Source organism: Caulobacter sp. GW822-FHT01G02 (genome assembly GCF_058802865.1).
The window spans coordinates 829138-843787 of sequence record NZ_JBXAON010000001.1 but is presented as its reverse complement, the minus strand read 5'-3'; the positions used below and the strand labels follow the sequence as shown (position 1 = coordinate 843787).

The 14650-nt window shown below is 64.6% G+C and carries 26 protein-coding genes; 3 read left to right on the top strand and 23 right to left on the bottom strand.

The window, feature by feature from the left end; translation table 11 throughout:
- Positions 1–12: 12 nt before the first annotated feature.
- The 3 genes from AC1RNC_RS03985 to AC1RNC_RS03975 are packed head-to-tail and all read left to right on the top strand — an operon-like array spanning position 13 to position 2299.
- Positions 13–924, top strand: coding sequence for an ABC transporter ATP-binding protein (locus AC1RNC_RS03985; protein ID WP_492883865.1), 912 nt, complete (start codon positions 13–15; stop codon positions 922–924).
- Positions 924–1751 carry an ABC transporter permease gene (locus tag AC1RNC_RS03980; protein WP_492883863.1) on the top strand — a complete coding sequence of 276 codons (828 nt, stop codon included), beginning with the start codon at positions 924–926 and terminating at the stop codon, positions 1749–1751. The genes AC1RNC_RS03985 and AC1RNC_RS03980 overlap by 1 nt, the downstream gene beginning before the upstream one ends.
- Before the next feature lie 2 nt (positions 1752–1753).
- Positions 1754–2299 (top strand): sugar O-acetyltransferase, encoded by a 546-nt coding sequence (locus AC1RNC_RS03975; RefSeq protein ID WP_492883861.1) that lies wholly within the window; start codon positions 1754–1756, stop codon positions 2297–2299.
- Here AC1RNC_RS03975 and AC1RNC_RS03970 read toward each other — a convergent pair.
- The 23 genes from AC1RNC_RS03970 to rpsS form a co-directional block, all read right to left on the bottom strand.
- Positions 2296–2739, bottom strand: coding sequence for a PaaI family thioesterase (locus AC1RNC_RS03970; protein ID WP_492883859.1), 444 nt, complete (start codon positions 2737–2739; stop codon positions 2296–2298). The genes AC1RNC_RS03975 and AC1RNC_RS03970 overlap by 4 nt on opposite strands.
- Before the next feature lie 136 nt (positions 2740–2875).
- Positions 2876–3289 (bottom strand): 50S ribosomal protein L17, encoded by a 414-nt coding sequence (rplQ, locus tag AC1RNC_RS03965; protein ID WP_492100988.1) that lies wholly within the window; start codon positions 3287–3289, stop codon positions 2876–2878.
- A gap of 203 nt (positions 3290–3492) precedes the next feature.
- Positions 3493–4509, bottom strand: coding sequence for a DNA-directed RNA polymerase subunit alpha (locus tag AC1RNC_RS03960; protein ID WP_047413138.1), 1017 nt, complete (start codon positions 4507–4509; stop codon positions 3493–3495).
- A gap of 77 nt (positions 4510–4586) precedes the next feature.
- On the bottom strand, positions 4587–4976 hold the full coding sequence (rpsK, locus tag AC1RNC_RS03955; RefSeq protein ID WP_004616890.1) for a 30S ribosomal protein S11: 390 nt from the start codon (positions 4974–4976) through the stop codon (positions 4587–4589).
- A 12-nt stretch (positions 4977–4988) separates the two neighbouring features.
- Positions 4989–5357, bottom strand: coding sequence for a 30S ribosomal protein S13 (rpsM, locus tag AC1RNC_RS03950; RefSeq protein ID WP_047413133.1), 369 nt, complete (start codon positions 5355–5357; stop codon positions 4989–4991).
- A gap of 247 nt (positions 5358–5604) precedes the next feature.
- On the bottom strand, positions 5605–6180 hold the full coding sequence (locus AC1RNC_RS03945) for an adenylate kinase (RefSeq protein WP_492883856.1): 576 nt from the start codon (positions 6178–6180) through the stop codon (positions 5605–5607).
- Positions 6181–6401: 221 nt separating this feature from the next.
- Positions 6402–7757, bottom strand: a complete 1356-nt coding sequence (secY, locus tag AC1RNC_RS03940; RefSeq protein WP_492883854.1) for a preprotein translocase subunit SecY — start codon at positions 7755–7757, stop codon at positions 6402–6404.
- 233 nt (positions 7758–7990) lie between these two features.
- Positions 7991–8476: a 50S ribosomal protein L15 gene (gene rplO, locus AC1RNC_RS03935; RefSeq protein ID WP_125159660.1), complete on the bottom strand. Its 486-nt coding sequence runs from the start codon at positions 8474–8476 to the stop codon at positions 7991–7993.
- Between the two features lie 171 nt (positions 8477–8647).
- The gene (rpmD, locus tag AC1RNC_RS03930; protein ID WP_099579521.1) at positions 8648–8833 is read right to left on the bottom strand and encodes a 50S ribosomal protein L30; all 186 of its coding nucleotides are present in this window, start codon (positions 8831–8833) and stop codon (positions 8648–8650) included.
- Between the two features lie 3 nt (positions 8834–8836).
- Complete coding sequence (rpsE, locus tag AC1RNC_RS03925) at positions 8837–9442, bottom strand: 30S ribosomal protein S5 (RefSeq protein WP_096051657.1); 606 nt, start codon at positions 9440–9442, stop codon at positions 8837–8839.
- Positions 9443–9452: 10 nt separating this feature from the next.
- Entirely contained in the window at positions 9453–9803 is a 351-nt protein-coding gene (gene rplR, locus AC1RNC_RS03920) for a 50S ribosomal protein L18 (RefSeq protein ID WP_013078658.1), read from the bottom strand.
- A gap of 3 nt (positions 9804–9806) precedes the next feature.
- Positions 9807–10340, bottom strand: coding sequence for a 50S ribosomal protein L6 (gene rplF, locus AC1RNC_RS03915; RefSeq protein ID WP_101719243.1), 534 nt, complete (start codon positions 10338–10340; stop codon positions 9807–9809).
- 18 nt (positions 10341–10358) lie between these two features.
- A complete protein-coding gene (gene rpsH / locus AC1RNC_RS03910) occupies positions 10359–10757 on the bottom strand; it encodes a 30S ribosomal protein S8 (protein WP_099579526.1) in 399 nt (132 codons plus the stop codon).
- Positions 10758–10767: 10 nt separating this feature from the next.
- On the bottom strand, positions 10768–11073 hold the full coding sequence (gene rpsN, locus AC1RNC_RS03905; RefSeq protein WP_047413112.1) for a 30S ribosomal protein S14: 306 nt from the start codon (positions 11071–11073) through the stop codon (positions 10768–10770).
- Positions 11074–11094: 21 nt separating this feature from the next.
- Positions 11095–11652: a 50S ribosomal protein L5 gene (gene rplE, locus AC1RNC_RS03900; RefSeq protein WP_492883851.1), complete on the bottom strand. Its 558-nt coding sequence runs from the start codon at positions 11650–11652 to the stop codon at positions 11095–11097.
- Positions 11645–11959 carry a 50S ribosomal protein L24 gene (gene rplX, locus AC1RNC_RS03895; protein ID WP_125159662.1) on the bottom strand — a complete coding sequence of 105 codons (315 nt, stop codon included), beginning with the start codon at positions 11957–11959 and terminating at the stop codon, positions 11645–11647. Before rplX ends, rplE begins: the two co-directional genes overlap by 8 nt.
- Complete coding sequence (rplN, locus tag AC1RNC_RS03890) at positions 11959–12327, bottom strand: 50S ribosomal protein L14 (protein WP_125159663.1); 369 nt, start codon at positions 12325–12327, stop codon at positions 11959–11961. The genes rplX and rplN overlap by 1 nt, the downstream gene beginning before the upstream one ends.
- A gap of 17 nt (positions 12328–12344) precedes the next feature.
- Complete coding sequence (rpsQ, locus tag AC1RNC_RS03885; RefSeq protein WP_492841083.1) at positions 12345–12584, bottom strand: 30S ribosomal protein S17; 240 nt, start codon at positions 12582–12584, stop codon at positions 12345–12347.
- A gap of 10 nt (positions 12585–12594) precedes the next feature.
- Positions 12595–12786, bottom strand: a complete 192-nt coding sequence (rpmC, locus tag AC1RNC_RS03880; RefSeq protein WP_047413099.1) for a 50S ribosomal protein L29 — start codon at positions 12784–12786, stop codon at positions 12595–12597.
- A 5-nt stretch (positions 12787–12791) separates the two neighbouring features.
- Positions 12792–13223 carry a 50S ribosomal protein L16 gene (gene rplP / locus AC1RNC_RS03875; RefSeq protein ID WP_125159664.1) on the bottom strand — a complete coding sequence of 144 codons (432 nt, stop codon included), beginning with the start codon at positions 13221–13223 and terminating at the stop codon, positions 12792–12794.
- A 13-nt stretch (positions 13224–13236) separates the two neighbouring features.
- Complete coding sequence (gene rpsC, locus AC1RNC_RS03870; RefSeq protein WP_492841086.1) at positions 13237–13986, bottom strand: 30S ribosomal protein S3; 750 nt, start codon at positions 13984–13986, stop codon at positions 13237–13239.
- A complete protein-coding gene (gene rplV, locus AC1RNC_RS03865; RefSeq protein ID WP_010919132.1) occupies positions 13986–14366 on the bottom strand; it encodes a 50S ribosomal protein L22 in 381 nt (126 codons plus the stop codon). Before rplV ends, rpsC begins: the two co-directional genes overlap by 1 nt.
- A gap of 2 nt (positions 14367–14368) precedes the next feature.
- Complete coding sequence (gene rpsS / locus AC1RNC_RS03860; RefSeq protein ID WP_035049354.1) at positions 14369–14647, bottom strand: 30S ribosomal protein S19; 279 nt, start codon at positions 14645–14647, stop codon at positions 14369–14371.
- Positions 14648–14650 lie beyond the last annotated feature (3 nt).

Sequence of the window (14650 nt, the reverse complement as noted above, 5' to 3'; positions counted from 1 at the left end):
GGAACTCCCCGCATGTCGATCGCCCTCGAGGCCGACCGCCTCACCAAAACCTACGGGGCGGTGCGCGCCCTCGACGACTTCTCCATCGCTATTCCGGCCGGCGGCGTGTTCGGGGTGCTGGGTCCCAACGGCGCGGGCAAGAGCACCCTGTTCCGCATCGCGCTCGGCCTCGTTAGGCCGACCACCGGCTCGGCCCGCCTGTTCGGCGCGGCGCCCGGCGACATCACCGCCCTGCGCAAGGTCGGAGCGATGATCGAGACGCCGCGCTACCCCGCCTATCTGACCGGTCGCGACACCCTGAAGATGCTCGCGCTCGAGAGCGGCGCGAAAAGCGCCGACATCGATGGCTGGCTGGAGCGGGTCGGCATCGCCCACGCCGCCGACCGCTCGACCAGCGGCTATTCGGTCGGCATGAAGCAGCGCCTGGGCCTGGCGGCCGCCTTCTTCACCAAGCCCGAACTCGTCATCCTGGACGAACCGACCAGCGGCATGGACCCGGCCGGCATCCAGGAAATTCGCGCCCTGGTCGTCGATCTCGCCAAGCGCGAAGGCGTCACCGTCATCCTGGCCAGCCACCAGTTGGACGAGGTGCGGCGCGTCTGCGAGCGCGTGGCCATCCTCTCCAAGGGCAAGGTCGTGGCCGAGGGCGGCGTGGCCGAACTGACCGCCGGCGAGGCCCGCCTGCGCATCACCGCCGCCTCGCCCATCGCCCAGGTCCTGGGCGTGCTGGGCGCCAAGGGCGCCGCCGACGGCGCGGACTCGGCCCTGGCCGACATCCGCCGCGAAGACGCCCCCGCCCTGATCCGCGCCCTGGTCGAGGCCGGGGTCGAGATCACCGAGGCGCGCTGGCGCGACGCCGACCTGGAGGGCGTCTATCTCAGGACCCTCGAGACGGCCCAGCCTTCGAACGAAGGAGCGCTCTGATGCTCACCGACGCCATCGCCGCCGAACGCTTCCGCCTGCTGCGCGACCGTTCGGCCCTGTTCTGGGGGTTCTGCTTCGCGCCGATCGTGGGCTTCCTGCTCAGCATCGGCGGCGACCTCTTCCTGCACTATGTGGTCAAGAAGCCGATGCCGGGCCTCGGGATCGGCCTGCTGGACCAGATGATCAAGGCGCTGGCGGGCGGGGCCTCGACCTTCGGGGCGCTGTTCCTGATGATCGGCGCGGCCGCCATCCTGGCCGGCGATTACCGCTGGGAGACCTGGCGACTGCTGACGCCCCGCAACACCCGCCAGAACCTGCTGCTGGCCAAGCTGGTGGTGGTCGGCGAGGCGGTGTTCTGGAGCCTGGCCCTGACCGCCGTGCTGTCGGCCGCCGCGGCGGTGATCGGCGCGGGGATCAACGGCAAGCCCCTGGCCGTCTCGATGTTCGACCGCAACCTGTTCGACGTGCTCGGCGTCCTGGCCATCACCTGGCTGGAGGCCATGACCCTGGCGGCGCTGGCCGCCTGTATCGGGGTGCTGTCGCGCTCGAGCATGGGCGTGGTCGTCGCCTGCCTGGGCGTCCGGTTCGTGCAGACAGTGCTGGCCAGTTCGCTGCGCATGATGGAACAGGGCCAGTCCAGCTGGAAGCTGCTGGCCATCCCCGTCTATGACGCGGACCTGCTGCGCGCGACCCTGCTGGAACCGACCATGCTGGGCCAGACCGCCAGTTCGGCCGGCGCGGCCCTGGCCATGCTGGCGGTGTGGACAGCCGTATTGACGACCTGCGCGGTGCTGCTGTTCCGCCGCCAGGACCTGACCAAGGAGTAGGCGTGAAGACCCAGAAGCAACGGATGCTGGCCGGCGAGCTCTATACCGTCGACGCCGAGCTGCAGGCCGACCAGCGCGCGGCCCAGACCTGGATGGATCGCTATAACAGCTCCGGCCTCGACGAGCGCCCGATGCTGCTGGCCCAGGGCCTGGGGGCGGTCGGCGAGAACGTGGCCGTCCGTGCGCCGTTCTTCGTCGACTACGGCTACAACATCCGCCTGGGCGACGGCGTGTTCATGAACTTCAACTGCGTGATCCTGGACGTCGTCGAGGTCACTATCGGCGCGGCCACAGCCATCGGCCCGGGCGTGCAGATCCTGACCGCCGACCATCCGCGCGATCCGGCCCTGCGGCGCACGGGCCAGGAGTCCGGCAAGCCGATCCACATCGGCGCCAATGTCTGGATCGGCGGCGGCGCGATCATCCTGCCCGGCGTGACCATCGGCGACGACGCGGTGATCGGAGCCGGCGCGGTGGTGACGCGGGACGTGGCGGCGGGGGCGACAGTGGTGGGAAACCCGGCGCGGCCGGTGAAGCCGAAGGACTAGGCGCTGCGGCCCGCGACCGGATAGAGGATGATCTGCGTGCACCGGAACGCCGCCATCAGCTTACCGGTGGCCTCGTTGGTCATTTCGGCGTCCCAGACCTGGGTTGTTCGTCCGCCATGCAGCAGCTTGGCCCGACAGAGGACCGCCCCTTCCCGCGCCGTGCCGACAAAGTTGCACTTCACTTCCGCGGTCGTGAAACCGCTGGCCCCTTCGGGCCATGCCGTCGAAACGCCGTAGGCGCAGAGGATATCCGCGACCGACAGCAGCGCTCCGGCCAAGAGGTATCCCGTGTGCGCGATCAGCTCGGTCCGCACGGGCAGGCGACCTTCGACAAGGCCGTCCCGCACATCGGTGACCTCCAGGCCAAGCCATCCTGGCAGCTTGCCGTCGTTAGCCGCGTTGAGCTTTTCCACGCTGGCGTGATTGCTGGTCGCGACCATGACGGCTCCCCGATGGCCGCTGCCCTTCTGCGCGAGCGCGACCTTAAGGCGAAGCTAGCAGCAGGATCTGAGCGCAGAAACGAAAAAGGCCCCGGATCTCTCCGGGGCCTTCGCGTTCAGCTTGCGCTGAAAGATCTTAGTCTTCGGCGTCGTTGACGTAGACCGGACCCGAGTCCTTGCCCTTTTCCGAGACGTCGCGGTCGACGAACTCGATCACGGCCATGGCGGCGTTGTCGCCGTAGCGGAAGCCGGCCTTCAGGACGCGGATGTAGCCGCCCTGACGGTCCTTGTAGCGCGGGCCGAGGACCGCGAAGAGCTTGCCGACTTGCTCGACGTCGCGAACCGAGCTGATGGCCTGACGACGAGCGTGCAGGTCGCCGCGCTTGGCCAGGGTGACCAGCTTTTCGACGATCGGACGCAGTTCCTTGGCCTTGGGCAGGGTGGTGACGATCTGCTCGTGCTTGATCAGCGAGGCCGACATGTTGGCGAACATGGCGGTGCGGTGAGCCGAGGTGCGGCCGAGTTTACGGTGGGCGTTACCGTGACGCATGTCTTAGTCTCCTGGGCATCGAGCCCGAGCGGCGCAAAACGTGTTGAGCGCCTGATTGTCACCAATCCTGGTCCGTCCCGACCGGGTCAGAGCGAAGCGCCGGGGCCCTCCACCGCGTTAGCGGCTTCAAAAGGCCCAGGCCGCCTCCCCTGTCCGAAGAGAGGAAAGGCGGCCCGGATTTAGCGCGGTAGGCTTCGAGGTTCTTAGATTTGGTCTTCGAACTTCTTGGCCAGGTCTTCGATGTTCTCCGGCGGCCAGTTCGGCACGTCCATGCCGAGGTGCAGGCCCATGCCGGCGAGAACTTCCTTGATCTCGTTCAGCGACTTGCGGCCGAAGTTCGGGGTGCGGAGCATCTCGGCTTCGGTCTTCTGGATCAGGTCGCCGATGTAGACGATGTTGTCGTTCTTCAGGCAGTTGGCCGAACGGACCGACAGTTCCAGCTCGTCCACCTTCTTCAGCAGGGCCGGATTGAACGGCAGTTCCGGCTTGGACTCGTCGGCCGACTTGGCCTTCGGTTCCTCGAAGGTGATGAAGATCTGCAGTTGGTCTTGCAGGATCCGGGCGGCGTAGGCCACGGCGTCCACCGGAGTGACGGCGCCGTTGGTTTCCACTTCCAGGACCAGCTTGTCATAGTCCAGCGACTGGCCCTGACGGGTCGGCTCGACGCGATAGGCGACGCGCTTGACCGGCGAGTACAGGGCGTCGACGGCGATGAGGCCGATCGGCGCGTCTTCCGGACGGTTGCGGTCAGCCGGGACGTAGCCCTTGCCGTTGTTGACCGTGAACTCCATGCGCACCGAAGCGCCGTCGTCCAGCGTGCAGAGCACGTGGTCGGGGTTCAGGATTTCGATGTCGGCCGGGGTTTCGATCTGACCGGCGGTCACCGGGCCGGGGCCCGTGGCGCGCAGGGTCATGCGCTTCGGGCCTTCGGCGTGCATCCGAACGGCCAGTTGCTTGATATTCAGAACGATATCGACGACGTCTTCGCGGACGCCTTCGAGCGAGGAGAATTCGTGCACCACGCCATCGATCTGGATGGCGGTGACGGCGGCGCCTTGCAGCGACGAGAGCAGAACGCGACGCAGGGCGTTGCCGAGCGTCACACCGAAACCGCGCTCGAGGGGCTCGGCGACGATACGGGCCTTGCGGGTCGCATCGGCTCCGGTTTCGATCTGCGGCTTCTCAGGACGGATCAGCTCGTTCCAGTTTCTTTCGATCACGTGGTCGGGTCCCTTGAACGCGGCTCGCCGGCCGCGTTTTGCGCAGCCGGCGAAGGAGATTAGTGGTCTAAATAGTACTAGACGCGACGGCGCTTGGGCGGACGGCAGCCGTTGTGCGGGATCGGCGTGACGTCGCGGATGGTCGTGATGGTCATGCCCGCGGCTTGCAGCGCGCGCAGAGCCGATTCACGGCCCGAACCCGGACCCGAAACGTTGACTTCCAGGGTCTTGACGCCGTGTTCGGCGGCCTTCTTGCCCGCGTCTTCCGCAGCCATCTGAGCGGCGTACGGGGTCGACTTGCGCGAACCCTTGAAGCCCATCATGCCCGCCGAGGACCACGAGATCGTGTTGCCCTGAGCATCGGTGATGGTGATCATGGTGTTGTTGAACGAGGCGTTCACATGCGCCACGCCCGAGGTGATGTTCTTGCGTTCGCGCTTTTTAACGCGACCCGGTTCCTTGGCCATCGTCAGGCTACCTTATTTCTTCTTGCCGGCGATCGGCTTGGCCGGACCCTTGCGGGTGCGAGCGTTCGTGTGGGTGCGCTGACCGCGGACCGGCAGGCCCTTACGGTGACGCAGGCCGCGATAGCAGGCCAGGTCCATCAGACGCTTGATGTTCATCGAGTTCTCGCGGCGCAGATCACCCTCGACGGTATAGTCGCGGTCGATCGTTTCGCGGATCGCCAGGACTTCGGCGTCGGTCAGTTGATTGACCCGACGCGCATCCTCGATGCCCACCTTCGTGATGATTTCACGCGCGGACCGTTGGCCGATGCCGTGAATGTACTGAAGCGCGATCAGAACGCGCTTGTTCGTCGGGATGTTGACGCCTGCGATACGGGCCACGTCTAATGTTCTCCTAGTCACGCACTAAAGACGCGAACGGCGCGCCCGGCTCGATCCAGAGGATCCAAACCGGCGCGCACGGATCGCGCCCTTTCGCGGAAGCGCCCCGTTATAGGGATCGTTTCGCTTCCGTCAACAACTGAATCCACCAGACATCCAGTGAATCAGGGCTTCTTTAAGCGACGACGCCCGCGTGACAGATGTCACGCCACCTCGCGGTAGTTGGAGCCTGTTCCTCTCTGTCGGTTTAACCGACAGAGACAGGCTCCAGGGCGGCGTCGATGGAACTGGCGACGGCTTCGACCGAACCCATTCCGTCCAGTTCCGTGAGCTTCCCCTGCCCTTCATAGTAAGGCAGCAGCGGCGCGGTCTGGGCATTGTACTGGGCCAGACGAGTCACGAAGACTTCGGGATTGTCGTCAGGCCGTCCCTGTTCTTCGAATCGCTTCTTGATCCGCTCGATCAGGGCTGGCTCGTCTACCTTGAGTCGGAGAACAGAGTCGATCTTCTGTCCACGCGCCGCCAACATCTTATCCAGAGCTTCGGCCTGAGCGACCGTGCGCGGGAAACCGTCAAAGATCGCGCCGCCGGCCGCCTCGGCCTCGGGCAGGCGGTCCTCGATCAGCGCGATGACGATCTCGTCAGTGACCAGCTCGCCGCGGTCCAGCACGCCCTTGACCTTCAGGCCAAGCTCCGAACCCGAGGCGATGGCGGCGCGCAGCATGTCGCCAGTCGAGAGCTGGACCATGCCACGCTCCGTGACCAGACGCTTGGCCTGAGTGCCCTTCCCCGCCGCCGGCGGACCGAACAGGATCAAGTTCATATAAGCCCCTTCGCGCGTTGGCAGGTCTTAGGCCTGCTTTCGCCTGTCGTGGCCACGACAGGCTCAGTTAAACAGTGAGCATGACAGGCGCCGAAACCGGCATCCACTTTCGGCTGTCATGCTCAGCCTCCCGCAGAAGACCTAGATTGCGCCGGAAAAAAACGGAAGCCGGTTTTGTGACAAACCGGCTTCCACAGCATCTAATTAGATCGAAGCTCGACCTAGCGGTTACGGCCGCCCCGCAGCTTCGACTTCTTGATGAGGCCCTCGTACTGGTGGGCCAGCAGGTGCGACTGGATCTGCGCCACGGTGTCCATGGTCACCGTCACGACGATCAGGATCGAGGTGCCGCCCAGGGCGAACTGGTTCGACTTGACCGCCATCATGACCAGCTCCGGCGCCACGCAGACGGCGGTGATGTAGCCCGCGCCGATCACGGTCAGGCGGGTCAGCACGTAGTCCAGGTATTCAGCGGTGCGCTTGCCCGGACGGATGCCCGGCAGGAAGCCGCCGTACTTGCGCAGGTTCTCGGCCGTCTCCTCGGGGTTGAACACGACCGAGGTGTAGAAGAACGAGAAGAAGATGATCAGCAGCGCGTAGAGCACCAGGAACGCCGGGTGGCCGTGCTGCAGCGCGCCGACCACGCCTGGCAGCCACTGGGCCCAGGACGGCAGGTTGGCCGCATTGATGAACTGCAGGGCCGTCGTCGGCAGCAGCAGCAGGCTGGAGGCGAAGATCGGCGGGATGACGCCCGCGGTGTTGATCTTCAGCGGCATGAACGAGCTCTCGCCGCCGACCATGCGGTTGCCCTGCTGGCGCTTGGGATAGTGGACCAGCAGACGGCGCTGCGAGCGCTCCATGAACACGATGGCCAGGATGGCGGCCACGGCGCCGACCAGGATCAGGAACAGCGGGGTGTAGTTGCCCGAGGTCTGCGACTGGACCAACAACTGGCCCAGGCTCATCGGCAAGTGGGCCACGATGCCGGCGAAGATGATCAAGCTGACGCCGTTGCCGACGCCGCGGCTGGTGATCTGCTCGCCCAGCCACATCAGGAACAGGGTGCCGCCGGTCAGGGCCACGACGGTCGAGGCGACGAAGAACACCGGACCGACGCCGCCGGCCACCAGGCCAGGCTGGGCGGACAGGCCGATGGCGATCGAGGCCGACTGGACCACGGCCAGAACCACGGCCAGGTAGCGGGTGTACTGGTTGAGGGTCTTGCGGCCCGCTTCCCCGCCTTCCTTCTTCAGCTTCTCCCACGGCGGATACACCGAGCCCATCAGCTGCACGATGATCGAGGCGCTGATGTAGGGCATCACGTTCAGCGAGAAGATGGCCATGCGCTGCACGGCGCCGCCCGAGAACGTGTTGAACATGCCGAGGATGCCCTCGGCGTTGCCGCTGAACAGCCGCGAGAACGCGGCCGGGTCGATGCCGGGGATCGGCACGTAGGTGCCCAGGCGGTAGACGACCAGGGCGATGATCGTGAACCAGATGCGCTTGTGAAGTTCGGTCGCCTTTTGGAACGACGCGAAATTCATGTTGGCTGCGAGTTGTTCGGCGGCCGAGGCCATTCAGATCCCCACGACTCTGGAGCGTGACGGCCGGACACTATCCGGCGACTCCAACGAAATTTGGCGCGGAGCCTGCTTATCCGTTTCAAACGATTTGAAAAGGGCAGGCTCAGGTAGAGGCCACAAATAGGTGAGGCTCGCCGTGATGTCACGGCGAGCCCCCTATTTCTGTCATCCCGGTCGAAACGAAGTCCCGGAAAAGCGCCAGGCGCTCACCGGGATGACATATGGCCTTAGGCTTCGGCTTGCGCCTTGGCCTTCTTGGTCACGGTGACCGAACCACCAGCGGCCTCGACGGCCTTGATGGCGGCTTCCGTGGCCGAGTAGACGGTCAGCTTCAGGGCGGTCTTGATCTCGCCCTTGCCCAGCAGCTTCACGCCGTCGAGTTCACGACGGATGACGCCGGCGGCGACCAGGTCGGCGGGAGCCAGTTCGGCGCCGGCCTTGAACTTGCCAGCGGCGACGGCTTGCTCCAGGCGCCACAGGTTCACTTCGGCGAACTCAAGGCGGAAGGGGTTGTTGAAGCCGCGCTTAGGCATACGCATGTGCAGCGGCATCTGGCCGCCTTCGAAGCCGGCGATGGCGACGCCCGAGCGCGCCTTCTGGCCCTTCACACCGCGACCGGCGGTCTTGCCCTTGCCCGAACCCGGGCCACGGCCGACGCGCATGCGGCCCTTGGTCGAGCCTTCCTGCGGGGCCAGTTCGTTCAGCTTGGTCATGTGTGCCTCTCCTTGGAGATCTGCGCCCAGCCAGCGGCTGGACTCGGCTTGTGAAAATCAGAGCGCGCTTAAAACCCCAAATCGCCAAGAAACTCAATGACGAAATGGCATTTCAAACGAAAACCACCCCGGCTTTCACCGGGGTGGCGTATTTCGTCGTCGCGTAGAGGACTACTCGACGATTTCCAGCAGGTGCGCGACCTTGCGGATCATGCCGCGGACCGACGGGGTGTCTTCCAGCGTGGACGTACGGCCCAGCTTGTTGAGACCCAGACCGGCGAGCGTGGCGCGCTGGTCCTTTTCACGACGGATCGGGCTGCCCGTTTGGCGGACCGTGACTTGCTTAGCTTCAGCCATGACTTAACCCTCGATGGCTTCCGGCGACGAAGCGCCGTCGGCGCGACGGCCGAGGATGTCGCCAACCTTCTTGCCGCGCTTGGCGGCGATCTGGCGGGGCGACGACTGGACCTTCAGGGCCTCGAACGTGGCGCGAACCATGTTGTACGGGTTCGAGGAACCCGTCGACTTGGCCACGACGTCCTGGACACCCAGGGTTTCGAGAACCGCGCGCATCGGACCGCCGGCGATGACGCCGGTGCCGGGAGGCGCCGCGCGCATCATCACCTTGCCAGCGCCCCAACGGCCAGCGCCGTCGTGGTGCAGGGTGCGGGATTCGCGCAGCGGAACGCGGATCATCGTCTTCTTGGCTTCTTCGGTCGCCTTGCGGATGGCTTCCGGCACTTCACGCGCCTTGCCATGACCGAAGCCGACGCGGCCCTTTTGGTCGCCAACGACCATCAGAGCGGCGAAGCTGAAGCGACGGCCACCCTTCACGGTGGCGGCGACGCGGTTGATGTGGACGAGCTTTTCGACGATGTCGCTGTCGACCCGCTCCTCGGGGGCGTTGCGGTCGCGACGGTCACGGCGTTGACCGCCTTCACCGCGCTGTTGTTCACCACGAGCCATTCTGTTTCCCTTAGAAGTTCAGGCCGGCTTCGCGCGCGGCGTCGGCCAGGGCTTTCACCCGGCCGTGGAAGATGTAACCACCACGATCGAAAACGACGTCCTTGACGCCCTTTTCGATGGCGCGCTCGGCGACGAGCTTGCCCACGGCGGCGGCGGCATCCTTGTCCGCGCCCTTGCCTTCGGCTTCCAGGGTGGAAGCCGACGCCAGGGTCACGCCGCGTTCATCATCGATGACCTGGGCGTAGATGTTCTTCGACGAACGGAAGACCGACAGACGCGGACGACCGTTGGCGAGGCTCTTGAGGCGGGTGCGAACGCGCTGAGCGCGCTTGGCCGCCGATTCACGAGGAGAGAGCGCCATGGCTTACTTCTTCTTGCCTTCCTTGCGGCGAACCTTCTCGCCAGCATAACGCACGCCCTTGCCCTTGTACGGCTCAGGCGGACGAATGCGGCGGATCTTCGCGGCAATCTCACCAACCGCCTGCTTGTCGATGCCGGCGATCTTGATTTCGGTCTGCTTCGGCACAGCGAAGGTGACGCCGGCCGGAGCCTCAACGTCCACGTCGTGGCTGAAACCGAGCTGGAGGCTCAGGGCGGTGCCCTTCATGGCCGCGCGGTAACCAACGCCGACCAGTTCGAGGCTTTCCTCGAACCCGGCGGTGACACCATGCACCATGTTGGCCACCAGCGTGCGGGACAGACCCCACATGCCCTTGGCGCGCTTCGTGTCGACGCGCGGAGTCAGAAGGAGCTCAGCGCCCTCTTGCTTGACTTCGACTTCGTCGGCGATCGTCCACGACAACTGACCCTTGGGGCCCTTCACCGTGACCGTCTGACCCGCGAGCGTGACTTGCACGCCCGAGGGGATTGCGACGGCTTTCTTACCGATACGTGACATGCTCTTTCCCTCCCGCGCCTAGTAGACGCGGCAGAGGACTTCGCCGCCGACATTAGCGTCGCGTGCAGCGGTGTCCGACATGACGCCCTTCGGCGTCGAAAGGATCGAGATGCCCAGGCCGTTCTTGATCGGCTTCAGGTCCTTGATCGACGAGTAGACGCGACGGCCAGGCTTGGACACGCGGCTGATTTCGGCGATCACGGGCTCACCGTCAAAGTACTTGAGCTCGATCTCGAATTCGGGGAACGCGCCGGGCTTCTCGATCAGCGAGTAGCCGCGGATGTAGCCTTCATCGGCCAGCACGTCGAGGACGCGGGCGCGCAGCTTGGAAGCCGGCGTCGAGACCTTGTTGCGCTTGCGCGTGGCGGCGTTCTTGATGCGAGCGATCAGGTCGCTCAGGGGATCGTTCATCGACATCTGATCGTCCTTACCAGCTCGACTTGACGAGGCCGGGGATCTGACCCTGCGAACCCAGTTCGCGGAGCGCGATACGGCTCATCTTCAGCTTGCGGTAGTAGGCGCGCGGACGGCCCGTGACTTCGCAGCGGTTGCGGATGCGGATCGCCGAGCTGCTGCGGGGCAGCTTGGCGAGCTTGAGGCGGGCCTCGAAGCGTTCCTCGAGCGGCAGGCTTTCGTCGTTGGCGGTCGCCTTGAGCGCGGCGCGCTTCTCGGCGAACTTCTTGACGAGGGCCTTGACGGCTTCGTTGCGGTTGACGGCGCTTTTCTTTGCCATGGTGCTTTTCCCTGCCCGCTCTTAATTGGTGAACGGGAACTGGAATTCCTTCAGGAGCGCCTTGGCTTCCTGGTCGGACTTCGCAGTGGTGCAGACGATGATGTCCATGCCCCAGATCTGTTCGATCTGGTCATAGTTGATTTCCGGGAACACCAGGTGCTCCTTCAGGCCCATGGCGTAGTTGCCACAGCCGTCGAAGCTCTTGCCGTTCAGACCACGGAAGTCCTTCACGCGCGGCAGCGCGATCGTGACCAGGCGGTCCAGGAACTCGTACATCCGGTCCTTGCGCAGGGTGACCTTGCCACCAACCACCATGCCTTCGCGCAGCTTGAAGCCGGCGATCGACTTGCGGGCCTTGGTGGCGACAGGCTTTTGGCCGGCGATCGCCTGCAGGTCCTTCAGAGCGACTTGGGCCTTCTTGGAGTCGGCCACAGCCTCGCCGATACCCATGTTCAGGACGATCTTGTCCAGCTTGGGGATCTGCATCTCGTTGGTGTAACCGAACTGCTCCTTCATCGCGGCGCGGATGCGCTCGCGATAAACGGTTTTCAGCCGGGGCTCATAAGCTTGATCAGCCATTGATCACCTCGCCGGTCGTCTTGGCGACACGCACCTTCTTGTCGCCTTCGATCTTGAAGCCGACGCGGGTGGGCTTGCCCTTGGAGTCCACGATGGCGACGTTCGAGACGTGCAGCGCGGCTTCCTTTTGCTTGATGCCGCCTTGCGGTTCGGCTTGGGTCGGCTTGGTGTGACGCGAAACCATGTTCACGCCTTCCACGACAACCCGGTTTTCCTTCGGAAGAACCTGGGTCACAGCGCCTTGCTTGCCCTTGTCCTTGCCGGCCAGAACGACGACGCGGTCGCCCTTCTTGATCTTAGCGGCCATTACAGCACCTCCGGAGCGAGGGAGATGATCTTCATGTGGTTCTTGGCGCGCAGTTCACGAGGAACCGGGCCAAAGATCCGCGTGCCGACCGGCTCGCTCGCCTTGTTCACGATGACCGCGGCGTTCTTATCGAAGCGGATGACCGAGCCATCCTTGCGCTTCAGATTTTGATTCACCCGAACGACGACGGCGCGAAGCACGTCACCCTTCTTCACGCGGCCACGCGGGATGGCTTCCTTCACGGAGACGACGATGACGTCGCCCACGCTGGCGTAGCGACGGCCTGCGCCGCCCAACACCTTGATGCACATGACCCGGCGAGCGCCAGAATTGTCAGCGACTTCCAGGTTAGTTTGCATCTGGATCATGGTCTAAACCTTCCAGATTAAGCCGAAGCCTTGGGAAGTGCTTCCCAGGTCTTCAGCTTGGACTTAGGAGCGCACTCGACGATGCGAATAGCTTCGCCGGCCTTGTACGCGTTGGATTCGTCGTGCGCGTGGTACTTTTTGGACTGACGCACGATCTTCTTAAGAACCGGGTGAACGATGGTCCGTTCGACCTTCACCACCACGGTCTTGTCGCCCTTATCGGAGACGACCACCCCTTCGAGGATACGCTTGGGCATATCGTTCTCCTTAAGCCGCGGCCTTGGCGCGCAGCACGGTCTTGATCCGCGCGATATCCTTGCGGATCTCGTTGACGCGGTGGGTCTTCTCGACCTGGCCCGTGGCGGCCTGGAAGCGCAGGTTGAACTGCTCTTTCTTCAGGCTGATCAGGGTGTCGGCCAGCTGGTCGGGGGTCAGGCCCCGGATGTCAGCGATCTTCATGAGCCTCAAGCCTCCTGGGCCACGCCCGCGTCGAGGCGGGTGACAACACGAGTGCGGATCGGCAGCTTGGCGGCGCCCAGGCGGAGCGCTTCACGCGCGATATCGTCCGGCACGCCGTCGATTTCGAACATGATACGGCCCGGAGCCACGCGAGCGGCCCAGTAATCCACGGCGCCCTTACCCTTACCCATCCGGACTTCGGCCGGCTTGCCGGTGACCGGCACGTCCGGGAAGATACGGATCCAGACGCGGCCTTGACGCTTCATCTGGCGGGTGATGGCGCGACGGGCGGCTTCGATCTGGCGAGCCGTGATGCGCTCCGGCTCGACGGCCTTGAGGCCGTACGAACCGAAGTTCAGCAGGGTGCCGCCCTTCGAAGCGCCGTGAATACGGCCCTTGAACTGCTTGCGGAATTTGGTCTTTTTCGGAGACAGCATAGCGATCTAATCCTTAACCGCGATCGCGACGGTTGCGGTCGCCCCGGTCGGGACGATCGCCGCGCTCACGCCCACCACCTTCGCCGGCCGGGCCGGACTCAGTGGCGAGACGCTTGTCGAGCGCCATCGGATCGTGCTCCAGCACCTCGCCCTTGAAGATCCAGGTCTTCACGCCGATGATGCCATAGGTGGTCTTGGCTTGGGCGAAACCGAAGTCGATGTCGGCGCGCAGCGTGTGAAGCGGCACGCGACCTTCGCGGTACCATTCCATACGAGCGATTTCCGCACCGCCGAGGCGGCCCGAGACGTTGATCCGGATGCCCTTGGCGCCGAGACGCACGGCCGACTGGATCGAACGCTTCATGGCGCGACGGAAAGCGATACGGCGCTCGAGTTGCTGAGCGATCGACTCGGCCACCAGCTGAGCGTCGGTTTCCGGCTTGCGGATCTCGACGATGTTCAGGTGGACTTCGCCCTCGGTCTTGATCGACAGATCCTTGCGGAGCTTGTCGATGTCAGCGCCCTTCTTGCCGATGATGACGCCCGGACGAGCGGCATAGATCGTGATGCGGCACTTCTTGTGCGGACGCTCGATGATGATGCGCGAGACACCGGCTTGGTACAGGCGCTTCTTCAGGTTGGCGCGGATCGCGAGATCCTGGTGCAGCATCTTGCCGTACTGGGCGCCGTCGGCGAACCAACGGCTGTCCCAGGTGCGGTTTACGCCGAGCCGCAGCCCGACAGGATTGACTTTCTGACCCATTAGGCGGCCTCACCCAGTTCGCGGACCACGATCGTGATCTCGGAGAACGGCTTCTCGACGCGCGTCGCGCGACCGCGGGCGCGGGGCGAGAAACGCTTCATGATCAGGTTTTTGCCCACATAGGCCTCGGCGACGACCAGGGAGTCGATGTCGAGGTTGTGGTTGTTCTCGGCGTTGGAAATCGCCGAGTACAGCGCCTTGCGGACGTCCTGGGCGATACGCTTGTGGCTGAACTCGAGCTCGTTGAGAGCGCGCTGGACGTTCAGGCCACGGATGGACTGAGCGACCAGGTTCAGCTTCCGCGGGCTGGTGCGCAGGGTGCGCACCTTGCACATCGCTTCGGCGGCCGGCAGGCGGCGTTCTTGCTTCTGCTTGGCCATGATTACTTCCTCTTGGCCTTCTTGTCGGCGGCGTGGCCCGGGAAGTTACGCGTGGGCGCGAACTCACCGAACTTCATGCCAACCATGTCTTCCGACACGGAGACCGGGACGTGCTTCTGGCCGTTGTGCACGCCGAACACCAGGCCGACGAACTGCGGCATGATGGTCGAACGACGCGACCAGGTCTTGATGACGTCCTTGCGGCCCGACGACAGAGCGGCGTCGGCCTTCTTCAGGAGGTACCCGTCGACAAACGGGCCTTTCCAGACGGAGCGGGTCATGGC

Coding starts and splice junctions, on each gene's coding strand:
- rplN (WP_125159663.1), bottom strand. CDS start 12,327: ATGATCCAGATGCAAACTAACCTGGAAGTCGCTGACAATTCTGGCGCT.
- rpmC (WP_047413099.1), bottom strand. CDS start 12,786: ATGAAGATCGCTGACATCCGGGGCCTGACCCCCGACCAGCTGGCCGAC.
- rpsN (WP_047413112.1), bottom strand. CDS start 11,073: ATGGCAAAGAAAAGCGCCGTCAACCGCAACGAAGCCGTCAAGGCCCTC.
- rpsE (WP_096051657.1), bottom strand. CDS start 9,442: ATGGCTCGTGGTGAACAACAGCGCGGTGAAGGCGGTCAACGCCGTGAC.
- AC1RNC_RS03985 (WP_492883865.1), top strand. CDS start 13: ATGTCGATCGCCCTCGAGGCCGACCGCCTCACCAAAACCTACGGGGCG.
- rplV (WP_010919132.1), bottom strand. CDS start 14,366: ATGGCCAAGCAGAAGCAAGAACGCCGCCTGCCGGCCGCCGAAGCGATG.
- rpsQ (WP_492841083.1), bottom strand. CDS start 12,584: ATGCCCAAGCGTATCCTCGAAGGGGTGGTCGTCTCCGATAAGGGCGAC.
- rplX (WP_125159662.1), bottom strand. CDS start 11,959: ATGGCCGCTAAGATCAAGAAGGGCGACCGCGTCGTCGTTCTGGCCGGC.
- AC1RNC_RS03970 (WP_492883859.1), bottom strand. CDS start 2,739: ATGGTCGCGACCAGCAATCACGCCAGCGTGGAAAAGCTCAACGCGGCT.
- AC1RNC_RS03980 (WP_492883863.1), top strand. CDS start 924: ATGCTCACCGACGCCATCGCCGCCGAACGCTTCCGCCTGCTGCGCGAC.
- rplO (WP_125159660.1), bottom strand. CDS start 8,476: ATGACCAAGCTGAACGAACTGGCCCCGCAGGAAGGCTCGACCAAGGGC.
- rpsS (WP_035049354.1), bottom strand. CDS start 14,647: ATGACCCGCTCCGTCTGGAAAGGCCCGTTTGTCGACGGGTACCTCCTG.
- rpmD (WP_099579521.1), bottom strand. CDS start 8,833: ATGGCTGAAGCTAAGCAAGTCACGGTCCGCCAAACGGGCAGCCCGATC.
- rpsC (WP_492841086.1), bottom strand. CDS start 13,986: ATGGGTCAGAAAGTCAATCCTGTCGGGCTGCGGCTCGGCGTAAACCGC.
- rplE (WP_492883851.1), bottom strand. CDS start 11,652: ATGGCTGATCAAGCTTATGAGCCCCGGCTGAAAACCGTTTATCGCGAG.
- rplQ (WP_492100988.1), bottom strand. CDS start 3,289: ATGCGTCACGGTAACGCCCACCGTAAACTCGGCCGCACCTCGGCTCAC.
- rplR (WP_013078658.1), bottom strand. CDS start 9,803: ATGGCGCTCTCTCCTCGTGAATCGGCGGCCAAGCGCGCTCAGCGCGTT.
- rpsH (WP_099579526.1), bottom strand. CDS start 10,757: ATGTCGATGAACGATCCCCTGAGCGACCTGATCGCTCGCATCAAGAAC.
- rpsK (WP_004616890.1), bottom strand. CDS start 4,976: ATGGCCAAGGAACCGGGTCGCGTTAAAAAGCGCGAACGCAAGAACATC.
- rplP (WP_125159664.1), bottom strand. CDS start 13,223: ATGCTGTCTCCGAAAAAGACCAAATTCCGCAAGCAGTTCAAGGGCCGT.
- secY (WP_492883854.1), bottom strand. CDS start 7,757: ATGGCCTCGGCCGCCGAACAACTCGCAGCCAACATGAATTTCGCGTCG.
- rplF (WP_101719243.1), bottom strand. CDS start 10,340: ATGTCACGTATCGGTAAGAAAGCCGTCGCAATCCCCTCGGGCGTGCAA.
- AC1RNC_RS03945 (WP_492883856.1), bottom strand. CDS start 6,180: ATGAACTTGATCCTGTTCGGTCCGCCGGCGGCGGGGAAGGGCACTCAG.